Origin of the sequence: Streptomyces nodosus, from assembly GCF_008704995.1 — a bacterium.
GTDB lineage: Bacteria > Actinomycetota > Actinomycetes > Streptomycetales > Streptomycetaceae > Streptomyces > Streptomyces nodosus.
This window is the reverse complement of sequence record NZ_CP023747.1, coordinates 2,230,731-2,255,024: the sequence shown is the minus strand read 5'-3', so window position 1 is coordinate 2,255,024 and position 24,294 is coordinate 2,230,731. Positions and strand designations below refer to the sequence as shown.

Sequence of the window (24,294 nt, the reverse complement as noted above, 5' to 3'; positions counted from 1 at the left end):
GTACGCGACCCCACCGACACCGGCCAGGGCCGCAGGCCTCTCCACGGGCGGACCGCCCGGGTTAAGGTCTGTGCGACGCATACGGGAGGCACGGGTTGTTGTACGGCGCGATGAAGGTATTCATCGGAGGGTCGCTGAAGCTTGTCTTCAGGCCCTGGGTGGAGGGCCTGGAGAACATTCCCGCCGAGGGTCCCGCGATCCTGGCGAGCAATCATCTGTCGTTCTCGGACTCGTTCTTCCTGCCCGCGGTCCTCGACCGCAAGGTGACCTTCATTGCCAAGGCCGAGTACTTCACCACGCCGGGATTGAAGGGCCGGCTGACCGCCGCGTTCTTCAAGGGCGTCGGCCAGCTCCCGGTGGACCGCTCCGGAGTGCGCGGCGCGGGTGAGGCCGCCATCAGGAGCGGCATCGAGGTGGTGGAGCGGGGCGAACTCTTCGGCATCTATCCGGAGGGCACCCGCTCCCCCGACGGCCGCCTCTACCGGGGCAAGCCCGGCGGTCTGGCGCGGGTGGCGCTCGCCACCGGCGCACCCGTGATCCCGGTCGCCATGATCGACACGGAGAAGATCCAGCCGCCGGGGAAGGTCGTGCCCAAGCTGATGCGCCCGGGCATCCGCATCGGCAAGCCGCTCGACTTCAGCCGCTACCGGGACATGGAGAACGACCGCTTCGTCCTGCGCGCGGTGACCGACGAGGTCATCTACGAGATCATGAAGCTCTCCGGCCAGGAGTACGTCGACATCTACGCGACCGCCGCCAAACGGCAGATCGCGGACGCGGCGAAGGCGGAGAAGGCCGAGCAGCAGGCACAGAAGGCAGCCGGACAGGCGTAGCGGGACGGGGAGGGAACGGGGGCCGGGTTCCCGGGGGACTTCCCGGACCGCCCAGGACCCAGGACGCCTTCCGTCCGACCGGGGTGGGGGACATGGTCAGGCGCGAGCGAGTCATCAGGATGTCGGTGGAGCAGCCGTTGTGGCGTGCGCTCACCGCGTACCGCGTACTGACGCTGCTGTATGCGATCGGGCTCTTCGCCACCGCCTACGAGGCCTTCGACCGGCCCGGCGTGGCGATCGCGTACTACGTCGTGCTGAGCGTGTGGACCCTGGCCACGCTCCCCAGGGTCGCGAACGCCGCGCGCTGCACCCGGCCGTTCCTGGCGGTCGACCTCCTCGTCGCGCTCACGGGCATTCTGCTCACCCCCCTCGCCGACTCCCACGAGCGGATCCTCTCGGGCGGCCCGACCCTGCCGTCGATCTGGACCGCCGGGTCCGTCCTCGCCTTCGCGGTCAAGGGCGGCTGGCGCTGGGCGGCCTTCGCCTCCTCCGCGGTCGCCCTGGCCAACCTGGTCGAACGCGGCGTACCGACCCGCGACACCGTCCACAACGTGGTGCTGGTCTGGGTCGCCGCCATCGCGATCGGTTATGTCGTCGAGGTCGCCCGCGCCTCCGAACGCACCCTCGCCCGCGCCCTGGAGATCGAGGCCGCCACCCGCGAACGGGAGCGGCTGGCCCGGGACATCCACGACGGTGTGCTCCAGGTGCTCGCCATGGTGCAGCGGCGCGGATCCGCCCTCGGCGGCGAGGCGGCCGAACTGGGCCGGCTGGCCGGGGAGCAGGAGGTCGCCCTGCGCACCCTGGTCTCCGGCGGCACCCCGCCCCCGGCACGGGTCCCGGAGGACGCGGCGCTCGGCGCGGTGGTCCGCGCGGCCGAGGAACCGTACGCCGAGGAGGGGCCCCTCGACCTGTGTGTGCTGCTCGCCCCGTACGCCGGTGCCCGGGTCACCCTCTCCGGGCCCGGCTCCCCGGTGCCGCTCGCCCCGGCCGTGGCGCGCGAACTGGCCGCCGCCGTCGGCGCCGCCCTGGACAATGTGCGCAGGCACGCGGGGGACGGGGCGAGCGCGTGGATCCTGGTCGAGGACGAACCGGACGGGATCCTGGTGACCGTGCGGGACGACGGACCCGGCATCCCGGAGGGGCGGCTCGCCCAGGCCGAGAGCGAGGGCCGGCTGGGGGTGGCCCAGTCGATCCGCGGCCGGCTGCGGGACATCGGCGGCACCGCTGAGCTGATCTCGGTGCCGGGCCAGGGCACGGAAGTGGAACTGAAGATTCCGAACGAGGGGAAGGGCCCGAAGGCCCCGAGGCCCTCACGGGGGAAGGCGGAGAGACGATGACGGCGGACCCGATCGAGGGGCGGCAGGACCCGATCAAGGTGATGGTCGTCGACGACCATCCCATGTGGCGGGACGCCGTCGCACGCGATCTGACCGAGTCCGGTTTCGCGGTGGTCGCCACCGCGGGCGACGGCGAGCAGGCGGTGCGCCGCGCCCGGGCCGCCGCACCGGACGTCCTCGTCCTGGACCTGAACCTGCCCCTGAAGCCGGGCGTGCGGGTCTGCAGGGAGCTCGTCGGCGCCGACCCGTCGCTGCGGGTGCTGGTGCTGTCCGCGAGCGGAGAGCACGCGGATGTGCTGGAGGCGGTGAAGTCGGGCGCCACGGGGTATCTGCTGAAGTCGGCCTCCACCGGGGAACTGGTCGACGCGGTGCGCCGCACGGCGGCCGGCGACCCGGTGTTCACCCCCGGTCTCGCGGGCCTGGTCCTCGGCGAGTACCGCCGGCTGGCCTCCGAACCCGCCCCCGCCGCGGGCACCGGCGAGCCGGACGCGCCCCGACTGACCGACCGTGAGACCGAGGTGCTGAGGCTGGTCGCCAAGGGCCTGAGCTACAAGCAGATCGCCGAACGCCTGGTCATCTCGCACCGCACCGTGCAGAACCACGTCCAGAACACCCTGGGCAAGCTCCAGCTGCACAACAGGGTGGAACTGGTGCGGTACGCGATCGAGCGGGGACTCGACGGGGAGTAGGACGGGGTGGCGGAGTGGGCCCGACCGGCGACTTCACACTTTCGAGTGGATTCGCGGTGATCAACTACCCGGCATTTCACCGGAATTGACCTGTCGTGGCATGCCGAAGTGACGTGGGTCACCATTAGCGTGACCCGCATCAGGCAACCGCGGCGAAGGGACATTTCCATGCGGGTCGGAGTATTGACCGGAGGCGGTGACTGCCCCGGGCTCAACGCCGTCATCCGGGGCGTCGTACGCAAGGGCGTGCAGGAGTACGGCTATGACTTCGTCGGTTTCCGGGACGGCTGGCGGGGCCCCCTCGAAGGCGACACCGTCCAGCTCGACATCCCCGCCGTCCGTGGCATCCTGCCGCGCGGCGGCACGATCCTCGGCTCCTCGCGCACCAATCCGCTCAAGCAGGAGAACGGCATCCGGCGCATCAAGGAGAATCTCGCCAAGGAGGAGGTCGACGCGCTGATCGCGATCGGCGGCGAGGACACCCTCGGGGTCGCGGCCCGTCTCGCCGACGAGTACGGCGTCCGGGTCGTGGGGGTGCCCAAGACCATCGACAACGACCTCTCCGCCACGGACTACACCTTCGGCTTCGACACCGCCGTCAACATCGCGACCGAGGCGATCGACCGCCTGCACACCACGGCGGAGTCGCACATGCGGGTGCTGGTCGTCGAGGTGATGGGCCGGCACGCGGGCTGGATCGCCCTCCATGCGGGCCTGGCCGGCGGGGCCAATGTCATCCTCATCCCCGAGCAGCGCTTCGAGGTGGACCGGGTCTGCGCATGGGTGACGTCCCGTTTCAAGGCGTCGTACGCGCCGATCGTGGTGGTGGCCGAGGGCGCGATGCCCAGGGACGGCGACATGGTGCTCAAGGACGGGTCGCTCGACTCGTTCGGGCATGTCCGCCTCTCGGGCGTCGGCGAGTGGCTGGCGAAGGAGATCGAGAGGCGGACCGGCAAGGAGGCCCGGACGACGGTCCTCGGCCATGTCCAGCGCGGCGGCACGCCCAGCGCCTTCGACCGCTGGCTCGCCACCCGCTTCGGTCTGCACGCCATCGAGGCGGTCCGCGACGGCGACTTCGGTAAGATGGTCGCCCTGCGCGGCACCGATGTCGTCCGGGTCCCGATCGCGGAGGCCACGGCCAGGCTGAAGACGGTCGACCCCGCGCTCTACGACGAGGTCGGCGTGTTCTTCGGCTGACCCCGGCCCGGCGTTCCGGCCCGGCTCCCGTTCCTCCCGAGTGCTTCCCGAACGGCCTTGCCCTGGGGGCGCGCACCGGTCCTGCGCGCGCCCCCAGGTATGCACCCGCACGTCGGTTCTAGGAGACCGACTGCTGCTCCGCGACCGGGTCGGTGCCCACCGCGGTGAGCCGGCCGAGCAGTTCCCGTACGACTGCGGCGCCGCCCACCGACAGCACCGACTCCGGGTGGAACTGGACGCCCGCGAACCCCGGTCCGCGCAGCGCGTGCACCTCCCCGTTGCCGGCGCGGCAGACCTCGACGCCCCGGGCGGCCAGTCCGGTCGTCGTTTCGTCGTCGCAGCGCGCCACGAAGCTGTTGTAGAAGCCGACGGTCTCCCGCCGCCCGAACAGATCGATCTCGCTCTGCGCGCCCTGGTGGGGCACCTCCTTGCGCACGATGTCCAGACCCAGTTCGGCCGCGATCAGCTCATGGCCCAGACAGACGCCCAGCACCCCGTGCCGGTGGCCCCGGAGGAGCTCGGCCGTCAGCTCCCGCAGCAGCCGCACCCTGGGGTCCTTCAGCTCCGAGGGATCGCCCGGTCCTGGCCCGAGGACCACCGGCCCCTCATGGGCCGTCACCGCCTCCCGAAGCCCCGGCTCGTCATAGCGGCGCACCGTCACCTCCAGACCCGTGGACCGCAGCACATGCGCCAGCATCGCGGTGAAGGTGTCCTCGCCGTCGACCACCAAGGCATGCCCGGTGAGGTCGCCGGCCCGCTCCTGCATCCGCAGCCAGAACGGCGCGAGTTTCTCCCGCCGCCCGTCCAGCGCCGCCCGCACCCGCGGGTCGTCCGCGAGAACCGGCCGTTCCCGCTCCTCGCGCGGCCGTGCCGGACGCACCCCCAGCGCCGCGAGCACCCCGGCCGCCTTGGCATGGGTCTCCGCGACCTCGCCCGCAGGGTCCGAGCCGCGCACCAGGGTGGCGCCGACCGGTACCCGCAGCCGCCCGTCCGCGTCGATGTCGGCGGTGCGGATGAGGATGGGGGAGTCGAGGGTCTGAGCGCCTCCCGCGTCCCGCCCGAGCAGCGCGAGCGCCCCCGCGTAGTAGCCGCGTCCGCCGGACTCGTGCCGTTCGATCACCCGGCAGGCGTTCTGCACCGGTGAGCCGGTGACGGTCGCCGCGAACATGGTCCGCCTCAGCACCTCGCGCACATCCAGCGTGGACCGGCCGCGCAACTCGTACTCGGTGTGGGCGAGATGGGCCATCTCCTTCAGTCGCGGCCCGATCACCACCCCGCCCATGTCACCGACCGTGCACATCATCTTGAGCTCCTCGTCGACCACCATCGAGAGCTCCTCGGTCTCCTTGGCGTCGGCGAGGAAGGCGAGCAGGTCCTCGGGGGTGGGGCCGCCGGAGGGATAGCGGTACGTCCCGCTGATCGGATTCATCACGACGGTGCCCGCCCCTCGCCCGTCACCGCCCTCGGCCGGGAGCGCCTCGCGCCCGCCCCTACCGCCGGACATCCGTACATGCACCTCGGGGCTGGCCCCCACCAGGGTCCGTCCGGTTCCGGTGTGCACGAGGAAGGTCCAGTAGGCGCCCCGCTCCCCGAACAGCAGCCGCCGGAACAGCGCCAGGGCGTCGGCCCGGCCGAAGCCCGGGATCATGCCCTCATAGGTGCGCCGGATCACGAAGTTCGCGCCTTCGCCCCGCCCGATCTCCTCGCGCAGCACCCGGCCGACGATCCCGGCGTACTCCTCGTCGGTGACGTCGAAGCCGCCGTCCTCGACCCGGACGTCATGCCGTGGCAGCTGCGCCAGGGCCTGCTCGAGGGGAAGCTCGTACGACTCCTCGGGCCGCAGGGCCAGCAGCGGTGTGCCGTCGTCGCGGACGTCGAAACCACGCTCACGGATCTGGCGGTACGGCACCAGGGCCAGCCCCTCGTCGGGGAGGTCGGCGAGACGTTCACAGGGGTGGACCGGGCCGATCAGCACCTCGACGGTGTCCTGGTCCCGCCCGGGAGTACGGCGGCGGAGCAGGGCGAACGGGCGGGGATCGTCCAGCAGGGCGAGCAGATTCATACGACGGGTTCCTTCTCTGCGGAGGAACGGCCGGTCACGAGAACGCCGAAGGCCGCCCCTCGGGCGGCCTTCGCGAAGTGATGCGTACGCGCAGTCAGTGGGCCGCCGGATGAGCGGTCCACCACCAGTTCTGGTTCTGGGTCGAGTGCGCGAACATGGGCGGCACCCTACCGGACACCGGCCGGACCGTGCAGCGGCCCACGCCCGTGCGCCTGGACGCCCGTCCCGGATGGCGAGACACCCGCTCCCGGCCCGCGCGGGGACGGCACCGGGCGCAGGACGCCGCTCCGGACGGGCGCAGGGGCTCCCCACGGCCGCGGGATCCGCCGTGGGCGCGGCGCGTCCCGGCCCACGGCTCGTCTCAGCAGTCGGGCAATGCGGCGGATCACTCGACCCGACCCCGTAGTGTTGACCACGTGACCGTGAACGCTGATTCCCAAGCCGTCGCCGCCAAGGCGACCTGGCGAGACCTGCCCGCGGCGCAGCAGCCCGAGTACCCCGACCCCGAGGCTCTGCGCGCAGTGATCGCGGAGCTCCAGTCGTATCCGCCGCTCGTCTTCGCGGGCGAGTGCGACCAGCTGCGCGCCCGGATGGGAGCCGTCGCCAGGGGCGAGGCGTTCCTGCTCCAGGGCGGCGACTGCGCGGAGTCCTTCGACGCCGTCGGCGCGGATCAGATTCGCGCCAAGCTCAAGACCCTGCTCCAGATGGGCGCCGTGCTCACCTACGCGGCCTCGGTGCCCGTGGTGAAGGTCGGTCGTATCGCCGGCCAGTACTCCAAGCCGCGCTCCAAGCCCATGGAGACCCGCGACGGTGTGACCCTGCCGGTCTACCGGGGCGACTCGGTCAACGGCTTCGCGTTCACCGAGGCGGAGCGGATCCCCGACCCCGAGCGGCTGAAGCGGATGTACCACGCGTCCTCCTCCACGCTCAACCTGGTGCGCGCCTTCACCACCGGCGGCTACGCCGACCTGCGCCAGGTGCACGCCTGGAACCAGGACTTCGTGCGGTCCTCGCCGTCCGGGCAGCGCTACGAGCAGCTGGCCCGGGAGATCGACAACGCGCTGAACTTCATGCGTGCCTGCGGGACCGACCCGGAGGAGTTCAAGACCGTCGAGTTCTTCTCCTCGCACGAGGCGCTGCTGCTCGACTACGAGTCGGCGCTGACCCGGGTCGACTCGCGCACCGGCCGGCTGTACGACGTCTCCGGGCACATGGTGTGGATCGGCGAGCGCACCCGTCAGATGGACGGCGCGCACATCGAGTTCGCCTCCCGGATCAGCAACCCGATCGGCATCAAGCTCGGCCCGACCACCACGGCCGCGGAGGCGCTGCAGTACATCGAGCGGCTCGACCCGGAGCGTGATCCCGGCCGGCTGACCTTCATCGTCCGGATGGGCGCCGACAAGATCCGCGACCGGCTCCCCGAGCTGGTCGAGAAGGTCACGGCGTCGGGTGCGGTGGTGGCCTGGGTGACCGACCCGATGCACGGCAACACCTTCGAGGCGGCCTCCGGCCACAAGACCCGCCGCTTCGACGACGTGCTCGACGAGGTCAAGGGCTTCTTCGAGGTCCACAAGGCGCTGGGCACCCACCCGGGCGGTATCCATGTGGAGCTGACCGGCGACGATGTCACCGAGTGCGTGGGCGGCGGCGACGAGATCTTCGTCGACGATCTGCACCAGCGCTATGAGACGGCGTGCGACCCGCGCCTGAACCGCAGCCAGTCCCTGGACCTGGCCTTCCTGGTCGCCGAGATGTACCGGGACCAGTAGCCGCCGAGGCGGTCGCAGACGCAGCAAGCCGGAATGGGGCGCGGATCACATACGATCCGCGCCCCGTCCCGCTTCCACGGGTTCCCGCGGGAAGGTAAGGTTAGGTTTGCCTTACCGATCATCGGAAGGCTGTGGCCAGGAATCCCGCCGGGAGGTGAACCGCATGTACGTCTGCAGTTGCTTCGGTGTCACGGAGCAGCAGGTCCAGCAGCATGCGGAGAACGGCGCCCGCACCCCCCGGCAGATCGCGTCGGCCTGCAAGGCGGGCACGGACTGCGGCTCCTGTGTGCGGCGGATCCAGGCGCTGCTCGGCCGTGGGGCGTGCCCCCGCCACACCCCGTCCGGTCCGGGAGAGCCGGTGCTCGCCGAGCTGGTTGGCCGGCAGGGCCCGCAGGCGCGAGGTCTGGACGAGGCCGCCTGAGCCCGTTCAGGCCGAGTCCGAGTCGTCCGGCTGCTCGATGAACTGGGCGATGTAGAGCGCCTCGCCGAGCTTGTCCACCAGTTCCAGCTGGGTGTCCAGATAGTCGATGTGGTGCTCCTCGTCCTCCAGGATCCGCTCGAAGATGTTCGCGGACGTGATGTCGCCCTTCTCCCGCATGATCCGGATGCCGCGCCTGAGCCGGTCGATCGCCTCCACCTCGATCTGCCGGTCGGACTCGAACATCTCCTTGAGGCTCTGTCCCACCCGCACATGGAAGAGCCGCTGGTAGTTCGGCAGTCCCTCCAGCAGGAGGATGCGGTCGGTGAGGACCTCGGCGTGCCGCATCTCGTCGAAGGACTCGCGCCGGGTGTACTCGGCGAGCTTGTACCAGCCCCGGTGCTCCTGCATCTTCGCGTGCAGGAAGTACTGGTTGATCGCGGTCAGCTCGCCGGTGAGCTGCTCGTTGAGGAATTCGATGACCTCCGGGTCGCCCTGCATCGCGCGGGCTCCTTCCAGGCGGGGACGGGAGGGTTGCGCCGCATGATCGCACCGGGGTCACACGGTGTCCAGTAAGTCCATGCTTAGTGGGATTTGCCTGATTCGGGTCCGAGCTGGTCATGTGCACCCTCTGTGGTCTGTCAGGATGGGAGTCATGAGTCAGCCGGTGGAGCACGAATCAGGAGAAGCGGCACGGTTCGAGCTCCCGCCGGGACAGCGACTGCAGCGGGGCTGGCCGGTCACGCACTACGGTCCGGTGCCCAAGTTCCGGGCCGAGCGTTGGGAGTTCAGGGTCTTCGGCCTCACCGCGGACGGCGAGAAGCACTGCTGGAACCATGAGGAGTTCACGGCCCTGCCCTATGCCACCGTGGTGGCCGATCTGCACTGTGTGACGAAGTTCAGCATGATCGGGGCGGAATGGGGTGGTATTCCCGCCCGTACGATCCTGGAGATCGCCCCGCCCGCGCCCTCCGCCACGCATGTCATGGTCTGGGCCGAGTACGGCTACAGCGCCAATCTGCGCCTCGCCGACTTCACCTCGGAGCGCACGATCTTCGCCACCCACAGGGACGGCGAACTGCTCACCGCGGAGCACGGTTTTCCGCTGCGCCTGGTCGTCCCCCATCTGTACGCCTGGAAGGGCCCCAAGTGGGTCCGCGGCGTCGAGTACATGACCGCCGACCGCCGTGGCTTCTGGGAGGAGCGCGGCTACCACAACATCGGCGACCCGTGGAAGCAGCAGCGCTACTCCTACCAGGAGGAGCCCGGGGACGGCCCCGAGCTCTGACTCCCGGCGGGCGCGCTCCCGGCGGGCGACGCTCCGCCCTCCGACGCCCCCCGGAGCGCGCCGGTCCGGGCGGTCAGCCGTCGCGGAGTTTCTTCAGCCGTTCCACATCCGCCGTGTGCCCCTCCTTGCCACCGGGTGTCTCGATGACCAGCGGAACGCCCTCGGTCGCCGGATGGGTCATCAGCGCGCGGAACGGGTCCTCCCCGATGTGGCCGGAGCCGATGTTGGCGTGCCGGTCCTTGTGGGCGCCCACCACGTCCTGGGAGTCATTGGCATGGATCAGCTTCAGCCGTCCCGTGCCGACGGTGTCCACCAGCAGATCCAGCGTCCGGTGCATCCCGTTCGGCCCGGTCAGGTCGTGCCCGGCGGCGAAGACATGGCAGGTGTCCAGGCAGACGCCCAGCTTGGGATGCGCGTCCAGGGCCTCGAAGTACGGCCCGAGGTCCGGGACGCGCGAGCACAGGGAGGCGCCCTGCCCCGCCGTCGGCTCCAGCAGCAGATACGGGTCGTCGTCATGCGTCAGCTCGTCCAGCAGCGGGAGCATCCGCTCGCGCACCTGCTCCAGCGCGACGGCCCGCTCCCGCCCGCCGGTGGCGCTGCCGGTGTGCACGACGACGCCCAGCGCCCCGATCGCACGGCCCCGGCGCAGCGAGTGCCGCAGGGACGCCACGGACTTCTCCACGGTCGCCTCGGTGTGCGAACCGAAGTTGATCAGATACGGCGCATGCACATAGGCCGGTACGGCCCCGTCGGCGCACGCCGCGCGGAACGCCTCGTCCTGCCGGGGATCGCCGGCCGGGGTCGCCCAGCCGCGCGGATTGGCCACAAAGACCTGTACGGTCTCGGCGCCGAGGTCATGTGCGTAGGCGAGCCCGACGGAGTTCAGCCCGCCGGCCACGGGCACATGCCCGCCGATGGGATTGCGGGGCACACCGAGGGAGCCGAGAGGGCCACGGGACTGCTGAGTTCTCACCCCTCAAGGGTGTCATGCGCCCCCACGGAGGCGACAGGTCAGCGGATCTTGAGGGTGATGGTCGTCCCCTTCGGCGCCTTCTGCCCGCCCTCGACCGACTGGCTCTTGACCGTGTCGCCGAACAGACCCAGCAGTCCGCGGTCCTCCTCCACCTTGAAGCCCGCCGCCTCCAGGGTCTTCCGGGCCTCGTCGACATTGCGGCCGACCACGTCCGGCACCTCGACCCGCTCGGGGCCCTTGGAGATCGTCAGGGTGACGGTGTCGCCCTTGCCGGTCCGCGCTCCGGCGTCCGGCGACTGCCGGACGACCTGTCCGGCGTCGAGGTCCGAGGTCACCGGGGTGTCGGAGATCTTCACCTGAAGACCCGCGTCCTGGAGTTCCGCCGTGGCGTCGTCGACGGACTCACCGGTCACATCGGGCACCTCCACCGGGCTGCCCTTGCTGACCTTCAGCGCGATCGCCGATCCACCACGGCGCTCGGTGCCGGCCGCCGGGTCCGTGCCGGTCACGGAACCCTTGGGCACGTCCTCGCTGAACTCCTCGGTGACCATGCCGGGGACCAGGCCGCTCTTCTTGAGCAGGTCCTGCGCCTCGGCCAGCGGCCGGCCCTTCACATCGGGCACCGCGACCGTCCGGGGGCCGTCCGAGACGGTCAGCGTCACCGCGTCATGGGTGCGGATCCGCGCGCCCGTCTCCGGGTCGCTGCTGATCACCGTGCCGCGCTTCACGGTGTCGCTGTAGGCGTGCTCGACCTGCTTGACCTCCAGCCCGGCCTTCTTCAGCCGGGTCCGCGCCTCGGCCTCGGTCTTCGCCAGCAGCGGGGGGACCTTGGTGAACTGACCGGTGTTGATGTACCAGACGCCGGCCCCCGCGCCGACCAGCACCAGCGCGGCGACCACCAGGGCGATCAGCCCGCCCCGGGGACGGCGGAAGCGGCCCGCGGGCTCGTCCGGCCGAGTCTCCAGCCGGCTCGTCCGGTTCAGCGCCGGACCGTCGTCCTCATGGACCGGGGCCGCCGGGAGCAGCCGAGGGATCACGCTGGTCCGGTCCTCGGCGTTGTCGTGCTCCTGGGCCACGGCGCCCGGCGGCACGGCGTCCAGCTGCTCCTCGGTGAGCGCGGCACGCACCCGGAGGACCTGGCCGAGCAGCGCCACCGCGTCGTCCGGGCGCAGCTCGGGGTTGCGCGCGGTCGCCGAGGCGACCAGTTCGTCCAGTTCCACGGACAGCCCCGGCGCGGCGGCCGACGGCGCCGGCACGTCCTCGTGCAGATGCTGGTACAGGACCTGGGCGGGCGACTCGCCCGCCCGGGGCTTGGCGCCGGTGAGCATCTCGTAGAGAACGACCCCGCACGCGTACACGTCCACCCGGGGGTCGGCGGTGCCGTTCTCGATCTGCTCCGGCGCGAGATAGGAGACCGTGCCGAGGACCGCACCCGTGGTGTCGGTGACCGTGTTCACGGCCCTGACCAGGCCGAAGTCGGCCACCTTGACCCTGCCGTCGTCCCCTATGAGGACGTTCTCCGGCTTCATGTCGCGGTGCACGAACCCGGCGCGGTGCGCGGCGCCCAGGGCGGCCAGCACCGGCTCCAGGATGTCCAGGGCGGCGCGCGGCTGCAGCGCCCCGCGCTCGCGCAGCACATCGCGCAGGGTGCACCCGGCGATGTACTCCATGGCGAGATAGACGTACGACCTGTCGGTGCCCTGGTCGAAGACCTGCACCACATTCGGGTGGGCGAGGTGTGCGGCCGACTTGGCCTCGCGTATGAAGCGCTCCACGAACGAGCGGTCGGCGGCCAGCGTCGGGTGCATCACCTTGAGCGCGAGGACGCGGTCGAGGCGGGTGTCCACGGCCCGGTAGACCGTGGCCATCCCGCCGGCGGCGATCCGCGCCTCGACGCGGTAGCGGCCGTCGAGCACCTGCCCGACGAGGGGGTCCTGAAGGGTCGTATCCACGCGGTTGAGTCTACGAGGGCACACCGACGGGCCCGGCCCCGACGGCCGCCCCGGCGCGGGACTGCAGCCGAGCTGTGACGCGCCCCGCCCGCGCCGGCGCGCGGGCGGCGTACGCCGGCCCGTCGCGCCGGGGGCTCGCGCCCTGGCACCCGGTGGGCGCGGGCTCAGAAGGCGGGCCGCTCCGGGTCGAGCCGGGCGATGCCCTCCGTGGGGGACGAGGCCTCCGCGAAGTGCCGGCGCGGGATACGCCCCGCCCGCCGCGCGAGCCGGCCCGCCTCCACCGCGTGCCGCATCGCCTCCGCCATCAGCACCGGTTCCTGCGCCCGGGTCACCGCCGAGGCCAGCATCACGCCCGCGCACCCCAGCTCCATCGCGAGGGCCGCGTCCGAGGCCGTGCCCGCGCCGGCGTCCAGGATCACCGGCACCCGCGCATGCTCGACGATCAGCTGGAAGTTGTGCGGGTTGCGGATGCCGAGCCCGGAGCCGATCGGTGAGCCGAGCGGCATGATCGCCGCACAGCCGACGTCCTCCAGCCTGCGCGCGAGGACGGGGTCGTCATTGGTGTACGGCAGCACCGTGAACCCGTCGTCCACCAGGGTCTCGGCCGCGTCCAGCGTCTCGACCGGGTCCGGCAGCAGGGTCCGTTCGTCGGCGATGACCTCCAGTTTGACCAGGGCGGTGCCGAGCGCCTCGCGCGCCAGCCGGGCGGTGAGCACGGCCTCGCCCGCGGTGAAGCAGCCCGCCGTGTTGGGCAGCACCCGGATGCCCAGCCGGTCGAGCACGGACAGCACCGAGCCGTGCACCGAGGCGTCGACGCGCCGCATCGCGACCGTCGTCAGCTCCGTGCCGGAGGCCACCAGGGCCCGCTCCAGCACATCGAGGCTCGGCGCGCCGCCCGTGCCCATGATCAGCCGGGAGGAAAGGGAGATGCCGCCGAGGACGAGGGGATCGTCGGCCATGGTCAGCCTCCCTGGACGGCGGTGAGGATCTCGACACGGTCCCCCTCGGCGAGGGAGGTCGACGACCAACGGGTGCGCGGGACGACGGTCTCGTTGAGGGCGGCGGCCACCCCCGAGGGCGCCGCGGTGAGGGTGCGGACGACGTCGTCGAGCGGGGTGCCGGGAGCCACCTGACGCGGCTCCCCGTTGACCGAGATGTTCATGCTGGTCGCTCCGTGGTGTGCGGACGGGCCGACGGCCGTACGACCCGATGGCCGTACGAGGGGCCCGGCGGTGTTCGGCGGTGTGCCTGCGGGCTGCTCCGTGGTGTTCACGCCGGCTGCTCCGCGAGGGCGGCGGCGGTGAAGCGCCCGGGGGCGAAGGGCCGGGCCTCCTCCGGGAGCTCCCCGGTGGTCAGCACATGTGCCATGACGTCGCCGGTCACCGGGGTGAGCAGCACGCCGTTGCGGTGGTGGCCGGTGGCCAGCAGCAGACCGTCCAGCTCCGTCGGACCGAGCAGCGGCGCGTTGTCCGGGGAGCCCGGGCGCAGCCCGGCGCGGGTCTCGGTGAGCGGCAGTTCGGTGATCCCGGGAACCAGCTCGTGCGCGTCCCGCAGCAGCTCGTACACCCCGCCCGCGGTGACCGTGGTGTCCCAGCCCAGTTCCTCGCTGGTGGCGCCGACCACCAGCTCGCCGTTCTCGCGCGGCACCAGATACAGCTGGCCGCCGCGGACCACGGCGCGCACGGTACGGCTCAGGAACGGCGCGTACCGCTCCGGCACGGCCAGCCGCAGCACCTGTCCCTTCACGGGGCGCACGGGCGGCCGCACCTGCTCCGGGAGGCCCGCGAGGCGCCCGCTGAGGCTGCCCGCGGCGAGGACGACCCGTCCCGCGGCGAGTTCGGTGCCGTCGGCGGTCCGCACCCCGGCGGCCCGCTCCCGCACCACCGTCAGCCGCTCCGCCCACGCCCGGTGGAAGACGACCCCGGCGCGTTCGCACGCGGTGACCAGGGCCGAGGCGAGCCGGCGCGGGTCCACCTGGTGGTCGCCGTCGACACGGAGCCCCCCGCGCACCCCCGGCGCCAGCATCGGCTCCAGCCGGCGGCACTCGCGTCCGCTCAGCCACTGGGAGGCGAGCCCCGACCGCTGTTGCAGGGCGTGCAGCTCCCGCAGATGCGTGCGGTCGTCGGCGTCCAGCGCGACGGCGAGCGTGCCGCACCGGCGGTAGCCGAGGTCCTGGCCGGTGACCTCGGTCAGCTCGGCGGCGAAGTCCGGATAACGCCGCGCCGAACGGAGGTTGAGGCCGAGCAGCGTCTGCTCCCCGTAGTGCAGTTCGGTGACGGCGGCGAGCATCCCGGCGGCCACCCGGGCCGCCCCTCCGCCCGGTTCGGGATCCACCACGGCGGTGGCGAGACCGCGCTGCGCCGCCCGCCAGGCGGTCACCAGTCCGATGACGCCGCCCCCGACGACGAGGACATCTGATGTGGGTGTGGGCGACATGGGCGTCCAGCCCCCTCCCTTCGCCGGCATGACCCGGATCAGGTTCGTACGGTCGGAGGCCGCCAGCCTCCCTCTCAGCCCGGTGCGCCGGGCTCCCGCGAGTGCTTTACGGGGGCCACCCTAGCCCGTCCCGTTCGCCTCGGTAAGGCAGCCTCCGTCCGGAGCGGGACGCCCGGCGGCCCGCTGCTCGCCCCGGCATCGGACCGCAGGAGGACCGCCGCGCAACGCTGTGGAACAGCTCACTCAGCACGCCCGCTGACTGACGAACCGTCAGTTGTCTATGGTGATCAGGTGAGCGAGCAGAGGCAGACACGGGGTGACCGGGCACGGCGCGTCGTCGTGGTGGGCGCGGGCATGGCAGGGGTGCAGACCGCGGTCGCCCTGCGGGAACAGGGCTTCACCGGCGGGGTGACGCTGATCGGCGCGGAGCCGCACCAGCCGTACGACAGACCGCCGCTGTCCAAGGCGGTCCTGCTCGGCAAGGCCGAGGGCTCCGCGCTCGACGTCGACTTCGAGGCGCTGGGCATCGAGCTCCGGCTGGGCCGCGAGGTGCTCCGGGTCCGCCCCGGCGACCATGAGCTGGACACCGCCGAGGGCCCGGTGCCCTACGACGTGCTGGTCGTCGCGACCGGCGCCGAGCCGATCCGGCTGCCGGGCGCCGAGGGCGTGCCCGGGGTGCATCTGCTGCGCACGCTGGACGACGCCGAGCGACTGCGGCCGGTCCTCGCCGAGCAGCACGACATCGTGGTGGTGGGCGCCGGCTGGATCGGCGCCGAGTTCGCCACCGCCGCCCGGGAGGCGGGGTGCGCGGTCACCGTGGTGGAGGCCGCGGACCGGCCGCTCGCCGGGGCGCTGCCCGCGGAGGTGGCCGAACCCATGACGGCCTGGTACGCGGACAGCGGCGCCGAGCTGCGCACCCGGGCACGGGTGGAACGCGTCGAGGCGGGGGCCGTGGTGCTCGACGACGGCACCCGGGTGCGGGCGGACGCGGTGGTCGTGGGCATCGGGGCGCGCCCGGCCACGGCCTGGCTCGCCGGATCGGGCATCGCCCTCGGCGCCCAGAGCGAGGTGCTGGCCGACGACCATCTGCGCGCCTCGGTCCCCGATGTGTACGCGGTCGGGGACTGCGCCTCCTTCCCGTCGGGGCGCTACGAGCAGCGTCTGCTGGTCCACCACTGGGACAACGCCCTCCAGGGGCCGCGCACGGTGGCCGCGAACATCGTCGGGGAGACGCCGGTGGCGTACGACCCGGTGCCGTACTTCTGGTCGGAGCAGTTCGGCCGTTTCGTCCAGTACGTGGGCCACCACGGGGCCGCCGACTCCACGGTGTGGCGCGGTGACCCGGAGGGCGCGGCCTGGTCGGTGTGCTGGCTGCGGTCGGGCCGGCTGGTGGCCCTTCTGGCGGTGGGCCGCCCCCGGGACCTGGCCCAGGGCCGTCGGCTGATCGAGGCGGGCACCCCGATGGACCCGGACCTGCTGTCGGACCCGTCGCGCCCGCTCAAGGAGGCGACGGCCTGACGGCCCGCGGGCGGGCGCGGACGGGGGCCGGGCCACGGCCCTGACGGCGGTCCCGCGTGCTCCGCCGGAGGCAACCCTGACCCCCGGCCGGAGGTGCCCCGCTTCCGACTGTCGGTCCGGGATGGCACGCTTGATCCCGTGACCGAGATTGACACAAAGATCGACGCTCTCGTCCCCGGCTGGCTCACCCTCCCCGACATCGCCGAATCGTTCGGCGTCGAGGTGACTCGCGTGCGGCAGCTGGTCAAGGACGGCCAGCTCATCGCCGTACGCCGTGGTGAGAACCGGGCGCTGCACGTCCCCGCCGCCTTCATCGACGGGGACAAGGTGGTCAAGGGCCTGTCCGGGACCCTGACGCTGCTGCGGGACGACGGCTTCACGGTCGAAGAGATGCTGGAGTGGCTCTTCACCCCCGACCCGACCCTGCCCGGCACCCCTGCACAGGCCCTCAGCGAGAATCGCGGTACGGAGGTGAAGCGCCGCGCGCAGGCGCTCGCCGTCTGATCCGATCCTGAGAACGACCGTCCGGCGTACGGGCCGCGGCCCCCGGGCCACGACCCACGGCCCACCACGGCCCGTACGCCATCGACCACGGGGGACCCCGACGTGCCCGACTCCGCCCGCACCGCCCGTCTCGCGGACGCCCGCCTCTATCTGTGCACGGACGCCCGCAGACGCCAGGGCGACCTCGCCGAGTTCCTCGACGCGGTCCTGGCCGGCGGGGTCGACATCGTGCAGCTGCGGGACAAGGGCATGGAGGCCGCCGAGGAGCTGGAGCACCTCCAGGTCCTCGCCGACGCCTGCGCCCGCCACGGCAAGCTGCTGGCGGTCAACGACCGCGCGGACGTCGCCCACGCCGCCGCCTCGGACGTCCTGCACCTGGGCCAGGGCGACCTCCCCGTTCCCGCGGCCCGCGCCCTTCTCGGCGAGGACGTGCTCATAGGCCGCTCCACGCACTCCGAGGCGGAGGCCGAGGCCGCCGCCGTCCAGGAGGGCGTGGACTACTTCTGCACGGGCCCCTGCTGGCCCACCCCCACCAAGCCCGGCCGCCCCGCCCCCGGTCTCGGCCTGGTCCGGCACACCGCCGCCCTCGGCACCGACCGCCCCTGGTTCGCCATCGGCGGCATCGACCTGGACAACCTCGACCAGGTGCTGGAGGCCGGGGCCCGCCGTGCGGTCGTCGTCCGGGCGATCACCGAGGCGGACGACCCGGGCGCGGCCGCGGCGGAATTCGACCGGCGGCTGCGGTCCGCCGGGGCGCCGCACACGGGGTGATCCGGACGACACTGTCCGACAGGTGGACAAGGAGTCGACAATTCGGGCAAATTCCCTGCGTCCGGTTGGGGGACGGCCGTCCCCTGGCTAACCTGCGACTATGGCCCTCGGAACCGCATCGACCAGGACCGACCGCGCACGGACGGTGCGCGACATCCTGGCCTCCGGCAGGACGACCTACTCCTTCGAGTTCTCGGCGCCGAAGACCCCCAAGGGGGAGCGGAACCTGTGGGGCGCGCTGAGAAGGGTCGAGGCGGTCGCCCCGGACTTCGTCTCCGTGACCTACGGCGCGGGAGGTTCCACCCGCGCGGGCACGGTCAAGGAGACCGAGCAGATCGTCGAGGACACGACGCTCACCCCGGTCGCCCACCTCACCGCGGTCAACCACTCCGTCGCGGAACTGCGCAACATCATCGGCCAGTACGCGGACGCCGGGATCCGCAACATGCTCGCCGTGCGCGGGGACCCGCCCGGCGACCCCATGGGCAGCTGGGTCCCGCACCCCCGGGGTCTGACCTATGCGGCCGAACTCGTCCGGCTCATCAAGGAGTCGGGTGACTTCTGTGTGGGCGTCGCCGCCTTCCCCGAGAGGCACCCGCGTTCCCCCGACTGGGACAGTGACGTCGCGCACTTCGTCGACAAGTGCCGGGCCGGCGCCGACTATGCGATCACCCAGATGTTCTTCCGGCCGGAGTCCTATCTGCGGCTGCGCGACCGGGTCGCCGCCGCGGGTTGCACGACCCCCGTCATCCCCGAGATCATGCCGGTCACCAGCGTCCGCCTGCTGGAGCGGCTGCCTCAGCTCAGCAACGCCGCCATCCCCGCGGATCTGAAAGAGCGGATCCTCGGCGCGAAGGACGATCCGGCGGCTGTACGCTCGGTCGGGATCGAGTTCGCCACGGAGTTCTGCGCGAGACTACTGGCCGAGGGCGTCCCCGGACTGCACTTCATTACACTGAACAACTCCACGGCGACGCTGGAAATCTACGAAAATCTGGGTCTGCACCATTCTCAGCGGACCTAGACCGGCCGCACCGGCGTACGACACACTGCCTAGCGGTCACTGGGAGAGGGGCGTACATGGGCTGGACGGTCCTCTACATCGCGTTCGGCATCGTCGCGTTGTGGCTGCTCGGTGAGGTGCTGCTGCAGTACAAGGCACGTCTGCGCTGGCGACTGCTCGCGTTCGGCGGCTTCCTCGGCGTCGTGTTCGGCGTTCTGATCCCCTCCGTGGTGGTCATCGGGCTGGGCGCGATCGCGTTCGCGGTCGGACAGACCTATGTCACCCTGTCGTTCCGTCAGGGCTTCGCCGCAGGCTGGGCGGTCGGCAACCGCCAGCGCGAGAACGAGGGCGGCGGCAGTAAGCGCCGCCGGGGCGAGGAGGCCCCTCCGGAGGAGGCGGCGCAGGCCGCGCCGGACGTCTCCGCCTTCGAGGCGACCGTCACCGCGGCCTACCACCTGGACGGGACCTACGACGACCACGACGACGTCTTCACCCGGCCCTCCGCCCCGGGCGGGGAGGCCCCCGGGAAGTCCGTGGACGGCATGGAGCACGCGGGGGCCACGGCCGAGGCGACCGCGGTGTACGAACCGCAGCCCCTGCCCGAGGAGACCGGCTCCTACGGCGTCTACACCGACAAGGCGTTCGCCGCCTCCGCCGCCGACGCCGCCGAGGGCTCCTACCCCGGCGCCGGTCAGCCCGCGGACCAGCAGACCGACGCCTCCTACGCCGGAGCCGGCCAGCCTCAGCCCCAGGACCAGGGCGCCTACGCCTACGACGGGTACTCCGGCTACGACCAGCAGCAGTACGGCTATGACAACGGCCAGCAGCAGTACGCCGGTTACTCCGACCCGTACGCCGGCACGCAGAACTACGGCGGCGGCTCCTACGACCCCTCGTACGGGGACCAGCAGCAGTACGGACAACAGCAGTACGGCCAGGACCAGTACGCGGGCGGCGGCTACGGCGAGACCCCGGCCGGCGGTGCCTGGGTCCCTCAGCAGCGCACCGACGAGAACACCTACGGCGGTGAACTGCCGCCGGAGCAGCCGTATCCGTACCAGGACACCGGCGCCTCACAGGGCAACGGGGCAGCGCAGAGCAACGGCGGCGCGCACGGGCACGGTTACGACGAGCAGTACCGCTTCTGAACGGCCGGAAGCTCACGGGGGAAGTCTCGGCGCGTCCCGGTGAGCCCCGGAGTCACTGCGAGCCCCGGAAGTCCGGTCCCTCCACGATCAGCCCGGCCACCAGGGCGCCCGACATGCCGGCATGGGGGAGACCGCCACCGGGGTGGGACCAGCCGCCGACCGTGAACAGTCCCGGTATCCGGGTGCTGTTGGACGGGTGCAGCAGACGGCCGCCGGCCGCGGCCAGGGCCGGAGCCGGGACCGCACCGCCGACCGCACCGGTCTCCTCGGCGACATCGGCCGGGGTGCGCGCCTCGCGCCACAGCACACGCTCCCCGAGGCCCGGCACCGCACGCTCCGCGGCATCGAGGATCCGGTCCACACCGGACGCGGACACGGCCTGTCCCGAGGGCACCGTGACCGTCAGCGTCACGGCCTCGTGTCCGGAGTCGGGCACCAGCGCGGGGTCGTCGGGGCGCAGCACGGTCACCGTGGGGACGGAGGGGATCCCGGGGGCCGGGCCGAAGAGCCGGTCCAGCTCGCCCTCGCGGTCGGTCGTATGGACCACCGTCCGGTGCGCGGTGCCCTCCGGCCGGCCGCCGCGCAGCGCCAGCAGCACCGTCAGCCGGCTGGGCATCGCGCCCTGCGGTGCGACCTCGCCCGCCGCCCGCACGGCCGCCGCGCCCGGGACCAGACGGTCCAGGACGGCGGGCGCGACCCCGGCCACCACATGGTCCGCCGCCATCACCGTGCCCTCGCCGTCGCCCCCGGACAGCTCCACCCCGGCCGCCCGGCCGTCCTTCTCGACGATCCCGGTGACCTCGGCGCCGAAGACGAACTCCACCCTCCGGGCCAGGCACCGCTCATAGAGGGCCCGCGCCAGCTCCCGCATCCCGCCGCGCACGTACCAGGTGCCGAAGGCATGCTCCAGATACGGCAGCACGGCCGCGCTCGCCGGAGTGGTCCGCGGGTCCAGGCCGTGTGCCAGGGCATCGCTCTCCAGCAGCGCCGCCAGACGCGGATCCCGCAGCTCCCAGGCGCCGATCTCGGCGAGCGTGCCGGCCCGCCGCGTGCGCAGCAGCCGCTTGTGCGGCACCGCCGGATAGGGCTCGCGCTCCCCGAGCACGGGCCAGTCGGGCCACAGCGGCTCCTCCAGCAGCGGTCGGCGGGCGCGGTCCCAGGTCTCCCGGGCCCGCACCAGGAAGTCCCCCCAGCGCCCGCCCGCGCCCGCGCCGAGCGCCGCGTCCAGCGCGGAGACGACACCGGCACGTGACGCGTTCGGCAGCGGGGCCTCGGTGCCGTCCGCGAAGAGATGCCGAGCCGACGGGTCCACCTGGACCAGATCGACACAGGCCTCCAGCGGCTCCTTGCCGGTCTTGACGAACAGGTCGCGGTACACCGCGGGCAGCGGCAGCAGGCCCGGTCCCGTGTCGAAGGAGAATCCGTCCCGGGTGAAACGGCGCACCGCGCCGCCATATGTCTCCGTCCGTTCGTACACCACCACCCGGTGGCCCGCGACGGCCAGCCGGGCGGCGGCCGCCATCGCGCCCGTCCCGGCGCCGATCACCGCGATCCGTGCCATGCCGGTGACTTTATCGGCCGCCGCCGACAGCCCGGCGGCGGGCCTGTGACCAGCACGTTCCCGAGGGGCGGCGGGGCGTCGTGGGGGCGGGTGCGCAGACCTGAGTATCCGTACCTAGAGGAGGAGATGAGTAGCTGCGCGGATGGGGCCCGACCTGCGTGGACGAGAGAGTGGGGACACGGGAAGGGGTGCGGCACCGGCACCGCCGGCACGGGGCGGCGGAGCGGGTGCCCTCCCCTGGCCGCTCCTTCCGTCGGCGGGACCGGCGGAAGCGAGGCACGTGGGCCCGGGGGAAGGACCGGACGAGGGGCCTGCGGGGGAAACACGGGGGTACGGGGGTACGGAACGGGGGAACACGGCGAAGCGCCGGTTCGGGCGGCCCGCGGAGACGCGGCCGACCGCGGACCGGCGCTTCCTCCGTCCGCCACCAGGACCGTGACGGACGGCGCGACCGCCGTACGGCCGAGGCGAAAGACCAGGTCGGACCGGATTGTCAGTGGCATGTCCCACGATGGGCGCATACGGCCCCAGTGCCGTCACCCGGACGACAGGAGGTTCGTCATGGCCGGCCACCCCACAGCCGCCGCACGTCGGCGACGCGTCACCGGACCAGCCCCCTACCCCTCATCGACCGGACCGGCGAGCGATGTGCACCCCGTGCCTCGCCGGACCACGGCCCCGCCCGCCGCGCTCGGCCTGCTCGCCCAGGCCCGCGCCGGACTGGACGAGGCGTCCACCCTCGGGACGCCCAACGAGCGCTATGCCACGGCCCATCTGGCGGCCCTGCGCACCGCCGCCGCCGTGCTCGCGGCGCGCGGGCGCCCGGAGCCCACGGCGCGACGCCGCGCCAGGATCCGGAGCGCCTGGGAGGTGCTTCCGGAGATGGCGCCCGAACTCGCCGAGTGGAGTGCCCTGTTCGCCTCCGGTGCCGCCCGCAGGGCCCGCGCCGAGGCCGGCATACCGGGGGCGGCCGGTCCCCGTGACGCCGACGACCTGATCCGCGATGTGGGGATGTTCCTGAGGCTGGTGGAGCGGATGCTGGTGCTCCAGCCGTCGCTGCCGCCCCCGCGGCGGAAGGGGAGCAGGGAGCTGCCGGACACGGGCTGAACCCCGCGCACGGACCGGCCGGGTCCCGGCGGGCGAGTCCGGGGGGAGAAGGCCTCGACCGCTCGCCGGGGCGGCGCGCTGTTCGGCGGGTGGACGGGGCCGCCGGGCATGGTGCGCAGGCAATAGGGTGGAGAGGTCTGAAGCCTTTCGCCCTGGTACCGGGGCGAAAGGCCGTCCGATCGCTCCGCCCGCACCGGGTGGTGCCGCGCCGAGGAGTCAACTGCCGTGTCGGACCCGATGCGCCCCCGCGCCTCTCTCCGTACCGCCGTGGTCTGGGAGGTTCTCAAGGACGCCCTCGACCGCCGCGTCAAGGCCACGGGGCGGGACGTGCTGGACGTCCTCGACACCGGTGGCGGCAGCGGCAACTTCGCCGTGCCCGTCGCCCGCCTCGGTCACCGTGTCACCGTCGTCGACCCCAGCCCCAACGCCCTGTTCGCCCTGGAGCGCCGGGCCGGCGAGGCCGGGGTCGCCGACCGGGTCCAGGGCGTCCAGGGCGACGCCCATGGACTCTTCGACGTGGTCGAGCGCGGCGGCTACGACGCGGTGTTGTGCCACGGCGTCCTGGAGTATGTGGACGAGCCCGCCGAAGGCGTCCGCAACGTGGTCGCCGCGCTGCGCCCCGACGGCGTTCTCAGCCTGCTCGCCGCGGGGCTCGGTGGCGCCGTGCTCGCGCGGGCACTCGCCGGGCACTTCAAGGAGGCCAAGCACGCGCTCCAGGACCCGAACGGCCGCTGGGGACAGAGCGACCCCGTGCCGCACCGCTTCAGCGCCGAGCAGCTCACCGGGCTCGTCGAGGACGCGGGTCTGCGTGTCGCGGCCGTGCACGGCGTCCGGGTCTTCTCGGACCTGGTGCCCGGGGTCCTGGTGGACACCGAACCGGGCGCGCTGGAGGCGCTGCTCAGGCTGGAGGCCGCGGCGGCCGAGGCCCCCGCCTTCCACTCCGTGGCCACCCAGCTCCATGTGCTCGGCGAGCCCCGGGACGCGGCCGGGGCGTGAGCGGCCCGCAGGGTCCCGGGACGCCCCTGCTGATCAGGGGCTTGGCGGCGGATGGAGTACGCCACAGGTCCCCCGATCGGCCGCGTGGCGCCGTATGATCGAGGGAGACCATCCGGCATGACGGGTCGGCCACCGGGGAATGGAAGCCTCAGTGAGCCCGGACGGCCATGGCGGGTTCCGGTTGGCCAATTGGCGTAGAGGGGCGGGTTTCAAGGGGGCGATTCCCTGCCTATCCTGAAGGGGACCCCCGGTCGCCCCGGCGACTGCACGATGAGGAGGACTCCGTGCCGCTCTCGGAGCACGAGCAGCGCATGCTCGAGCAGATGGAGCGAGCGCTGTACGCCGAAGATCCCAAGTTCGCGACAGCGCTTGAGGGAAGCGGGCTGCGTACCTACACCCGACGGCGGGTGTACCAGGCAGCCGTGGGCTTCCTGGTGGGTATTGCGCTGCTCATGGCCGGAATGGTCGCCAAGCAGATCTGGATCAGCGTGGTGGGATTCCTCGTCATGCTGGGGTGTGCGGTCCTCGTCGTGACGGGATGGCGCAAGGCTCCCAAGCCGGGTGAGCAGCCGGCGCCCGGCGCCCAGCCGGGACCTCGTCGACAGGTCCGGCAGCGGCGGTCGATGATGGACCGCATCGAAGAGCGCTGGCAGCGGCGCCGGGACGAACAGGGCCACTAGGGGCTCCACCCGGGTTCCCGCGCCCGAACGCAACGTACAGGGGCGATCA

Annotated in this window: 24 protein-coding genes and 1 riboswitch; of the genes, 15 read left to right on the top strand and 9 right to left on the bottom strand. The window is 72.5% G+C overall.

All coding sequences use genetic code 11. The features are described from left to right. Window positions 1-110: 110 nt before the first annotated feature. The 4 genes from CP978_RS10280 to CP978_RS10265 all read left to right on the top strand — a co-directional run bounded on the left by CP978_RS10280 (window position 111) and on the right by CP978_RS10265 (window position 4,056). Window positions 111-833: a lysophospholipid acyltransferase family protein gene (locus CP978_RS10280; protein ID WP_311775013.1), complete on the top strand. Its 723-nt coding sequence runs from the start codon at window positions 111-113 to the stop codon at window positions 831-833. Window positions 834-925: 92 nt separating this feature from the next. Further along, complete coding sequence (macS, locus tag CP978_RS10275) at window positions 926-2,170, top strand: MacS family sensor histidine kinase (protein ID WP_043439636.1); 1,245 nt, start codon at window positions 926-928, stop codon at window positions 2,168-2,170. Then, window positions 2,167-2,859 (top strand): response regulator, encoded by a 693-nt coding sequence (locus CP978_RS10270; RefSeq protein ID WP_063839049.1) that lies wholly within the window; start codon window positions 2,167-2,169, stop codon window positions 2,857-2,859. The genes macS and CP978_RS10270 overlap by 4 nt, the downstream gene beginning before the upstream one ends. Before the next feature lie 168 nt (window positions 2,860-3,027). Beyond that, window positions 3,028-4,056: a 6-phosphofructokinase gene (locus CP978_RS10265; protein WP_043439634.1), complete on the top strand. Its 1,029-nt coding sequence runs from the start codon at window positions 3,028-3,030 to the stop codon at window positions 4,054-4,056. A 118-nt stretch (window positions 4,057-4,174) separates the two neighbouring features. On the opposite strand, the gene CP978_RS10260 is transcribed toward CP978_RS10265, so the two are convergent. After that, window positions 4,175-6,118, bottom strand: a complete 1,944-nt coding sequence (locus CP978_RS10260; protein WP_043439632.1) for an anthranilate synthase family protein — start codon at window positions 6,116-6,118, stop codon at window positions 4,175-4,177. 94 nt (window positions 6,119-6,212) lie between these two features. Beyond that, complete coding sequence (locus CP978_RS36375; RefSeq protein WP_152788727.1) at window positions 6,213-6,275, bottom strand: trp operon leader peptide; 63 nt, start codon at window positions 6,273-6,275, stop codon at window positions 6,213-6,215. Between the two features lie 259 nt (window positions 6,276-6,534). Here CP978_RS36375 and CP978_RS10250 point away from each other — a divergent pair, with 259 nt between their 5' ends. Further along, entirely contained in the window at window positions 6,535-7,890 is a 1,356-nt protein-coding gene (locus CP978_RS10250) for a class II 3-deoxy-7-phosphoheptulonate synthase (protein WP_043439630.1), read from the top strand. Window positions 7,891-8,053: 163 nt separating this feature from the next. After that, complete coding sequence (locus tag CP978_RS10245; protein WP_107070519.1) at window positions 8,054-8,311, top strand: (2Fe-2S)-binding protein; 258 nt, start codon at window positions 8,054-8,056, stop codon at window positions 8,309-8,311. A gap of 6 nt (window positions 8,312-8,317) precedes the next feature. On the opposite strand, the gene bfr is transcribed toward CP978_RS10245, so the two are convergent. Next, entirely contained in the window at window positions 8,318-8,809 is a 492-nt protein-coding gene (bfr, locus tag CP978_RS10240; protein WP_043439627.1) for a bacterioferritin, read from the bottom strand. A 154-nt stretch (window positions 8,810-8,963) separates the two neighbouring features. Between bfr and CP978_RS10235 the strand changes: the two genes are divergently transcribed. Then, a complete protein-coding gene (locus CP978_RS10235; protein WP_043439625.1) occupies window positions 8,964-9,596 on the top strand; it encodes a sulfite oxidase-like oxidoreductase in 633 nt (210 codons plus the stop codon). Window positions 9,597-9,669: 73 nt separating this feature from the next. Here the strand turns inward: CP978_RS10235 and CP978_RS10230 are convergent, their stop codons facing one another. From CP978_RS10230 to thiO, 5 genes are all read right to left on the bottom strand, one after another. Next, on the bottom strand, window positions 9,670-10,569 hold the full coding sequence (locus tag CP978_RS10230; RefSeq protein ID WP_063839048.1) for a deoxyribonuclease IV: 900 nt from the start codon (window positions 10,567-10,569) through the stop codon (window positions 9,670-9,672). A 38-nt stretch (window positions 10,570-10,607) separates the two neighbouring features. Beyond that, complete coding sequence (gene pknB / locus CP978_RS10225) at window positions 10,608-12,521, bottom strand: Stk1 family PASTA domain-containing Ser/Thr kinase (RefSeq protein WP_043439622.1); 1,914 nt, start codon at window positions 12,519-12,521, stop codon at window positions 10,608-10,610. A gap of 164 nt (window positions 12,522-12,685) precedes the next feature. Continuing rightward, entirely contained in the window at window positions 12,686-13,480 is a 795-nt protein-coding gene (locus CP978_RS10220) for a thiazole synthase (protein ID WP_043439619.1), read from the bottom strand. Window positions 13,481-13,482: 2 nt separating this feature from the next. Continuing rightward, the gene (thiS, locus tag CP978_RS10215) at window positions 13,483-13,683 is read right to left on the bottom strand and encodes a sulfur carrier protein ThiS (RefSeq protein WP_043439617.1); all 201 of its coding nucleotides are present in this window, start codon (window positions 13,681-13,683) and stop codon (window positions 13,483-13,485) included. Window positions 13,684-13,790: 107 nt separating this feature from the next. Then, window positions 13,791-14,957: a glycine oxidase ThiO gene (thiO, locus tag CP978_RS10210; protein ID WP_043439614.1), complete on the bottom strand. Its 1,167-nt coding sequence runs from the start codon at window positions 14,955-14,957 to the stop codon at window positions 13,791-13,793. Next, window positions 14,956-15,066: riboswitch (TPP riboswitch) on the bottom strand. (Overlaps the previous gene by 2 nt.) 182 nt (window positions 15,067-15,248) lie before the next feature. Here thiO and CP978_RS10205 point away from each other — a divergent pair. From CP978_RS10205 to CP978_RS10185, 5 genes are all read left to right on the top strand, one after another. Beyond that, window positions 15,249-16,475 carry an NAD(P)/FAD-dependent oxidoreductase gene (locus CP978_RS10205; RefSeq protein WP_043439613.1) on the top strand — a complete coding sequence of 409 codons (1,227 nt, stop codon included), beginning with the start codon at window positions 15,249-15,251 and terminating at the stop codon, window positions 16,473-16,475. A gap of 138 nt (window positions 16,476-16,613) precedes the next feature. Then, entirely contained in the window at window positions 16,614-16,979 is a 366-nt protein-coding gene (locus CP978_RS10200) for an Rv2175c family DNA-binding protein (protein WP_043439611.1), read from the top strand. A 102-nt stretch (window positions 16,980-17,081) separates the two neighbouring features. Next, on the top strand, window positions 17,082-17,750 hold the full coding sequence (thiE, locus tag CP978_RS10195) for a thiamine phosphate synthase (RefSeq protein ID WP_043439609.1): 669 nt from the start codon (window positions 17,082-17,084) through the stop codon (window positions 17,748-17,750). Between the two features lie 100 nt (window positions 17,751-17,850). Further along, on the top strand, window positions 17,851-18,774 hold the full coding sequence (gene metF / locus CP978_RS10190) for a methylenetetrahydrofolate reductase [NAD(P)H] (protein ID WP_043439607.1): 924 nt from the start codon (window positions 17,851-17,853) through the stop codon (window positions 18,772-18,774). Between the two features lie 56 nt (window positions 18,775-18,830). Beyond that, on the top strand, window positions 18,831-19,901 hold the full coding sequence (locus CP978_RS10185; RefSeq protein WP_043439604.1) for an SCO2102 family sporulation regulator: 1,071 nt from the start codon (window positions 18,831-18,833) through the stop codon (window positions 19,899-19,901). A gap of 52 nt (window positions 19,902-19,953) precedes the next feature. Here CP978_RS10185 and CP978_RS10180 read toward each other — a convergent pair whose 3' ends face one another. Next, window positions 19,954-21,462, bottom strand: a complete 1,509-nt coding sequence (locus tag CP978_RS10180) for a phytoene desaturase family protein (protein WP_043439601.1) — start codon at window positions 21,460-21,462, stop codon at window positions 19,954-19,956. A 561-nt stretch (window positions 21,463-22,023) separates the two neighbouring features. Here CP978_RS10180 and CP978_RS10175 point away from each other — a divergent pair. The 3 genes from CP978_RS10175 to CP978_RS10165 all read left to right on the top strand — a co-directional run bounded on the left by CP978_RS10175 (window position 22,024) and on the right by CP978_RS10165 (window position 24,245). Beyond that, on the top strand, window positions 22,024-22,569 hold the full coding sequence (locus tag CP978_RS10175) for an SAV_6107 family HEPN domain-containing protein (protein ID WP_043439598.1): 546 nt from the start codon (window positions 22,024-22,026) through the stop codon (window positions 22,567-22,569). Window positions 22,570-22,794: 225 nt separating this feature from the next. Further along, window positions 22,795-23,565 (top strand): methyltransferase, encoded by a 771-nt coding sequence (locus CP978_RS10170; RefSeq protein ID WP_043439595.1) that lies wholly within the window; start codon window positions 22,795-22,797, stop codon window positions 23,563-23,565. Between the two features lie 284 nt (window positions 23,566-23,849). Beyond that, window positions 23,850-24,245, top strand: coding sequence for a DUF3040 domain-containing protein (locus tag CP978_RS10165; RefSeq protein WP_043439592.1), 396 nt, complete (start codon window positions 23,850-23,852; stop codon window positions 24,243-24,245). Window positions 24,246-24,294 lie beyond the last annotated feature (49 nt).

What these genes read in the sequence shown, in the direction of transcription:
- thiS (WP_043439617.1), bottom strand. Translation starts at nt 13,683, where the DNA reads ATGAACATCTCGGTCAACGGGGAGCCGCGTCAGGTGGCTCCCGGCACC.
- CP978_RS10265 (WP_043439634.1), top strand. Translation starts at nt 3,028, where the DNA reads ATGCGGGTCGGAGTATTGACCGGAGGCGGTGACTGCCCCGGGCTCAAC.
- macS (WP_043439636.1), top strand. Translation starts at nt 926, where the DNA reads ATGGTCAGGCGCGAGCGAGTCATCAGGATGTCGGTGGAGCAGCCGTTG.
- CP978_RS10185 (WP_043439604.1), top strand. Translation starts at nt 18,831, where the DNA reads ATGGGCTGGACGGTCCTCTACATCGCGTTCGGCATCGTCGCGTTGTGG.
- thiO (WP_043439614.1), bottom strand. Translation starts at nt 14,957, where the DNA reads ATGTCGCCCACACCCACATCAGATGTCCTCGTCGTCGGGGGCGGCGTC.
- CP978_RS10245 (WP_107070519.1), top strand. Translation starts at nt 8,054, where the DNA reads ATGTACGTCTGCAGTTGCTTCGGTGTCACGGAGCAGCAGGTCCAGCAG.
- CP978_RS10270 (WP_063839049.1), top strand. Translation starts at nt 2,167, where the DNA reads ATGACGGCGGACCCGATCGAGGGGCGGCAGGACCCGATCAAGGTGATG.
- CP978_RS10180 (WP_043439601.1), bottom strand. Translation starts at nt 21,462, where the DNA reads ATGGCACGGATCGCGGTGATCGGCGCCGGGACGGGCGCGATGGCGGCC.
- metF (WP_043439607.1), top strand. Translation starts at nt 17,851, where the DNA reads ATGGCCCTCGGAACCGCATCGACCAGGACCGACCGCGCACGGACGGTG.
- CP978_RS10235 (WP_043439625.1), top strand. Translation starts at nt 8,964, where the DNA reads ATGAGTCAGCCGGTGGAGCACGAATCAGGAGAAGCGGCACGGTTCGAG.
- bfr (WP_043439627.1), bottom strand. Translation starts at nt 8,809, where the DNA reads ATGCAGGGCGACCCGGAGGTCATCGAATTCCTCAACGAGCAGCTCACC.
- CP978_RS10175 (WP_043439598.1), top strand. Translation starts at nt 22,024, where the DNA reads ATGGCCGGCCACCCCACAGCCGCCGCACGTCGGCGACGCGTCACCGGA.
- CP978_RS10220 (WP_043439619.1), bottom strand. Translation starts at nt 13,480, where the DNA reads ATGGCCGACGATCCCCTCGTCCTCGGCGGCATCTCCCTTTCCTCCCGG.
- CP978_RS10280 (WP_311775013.1), top strand. Translation starts at nt 111, where the DNA reads ATGAAGGTATTCATCGGAGGGTCGCTGAAGCTTGTCTTCAGGCCCTGG.
- CP978_RS10260 (WP_043439632.1), bottom strand. Translation starts at nt 6,118, where the DNA reads ATGAATCTGCTCGCCCTGCTGGACGATCCCCGCCCGTTCGCCCTGCTC.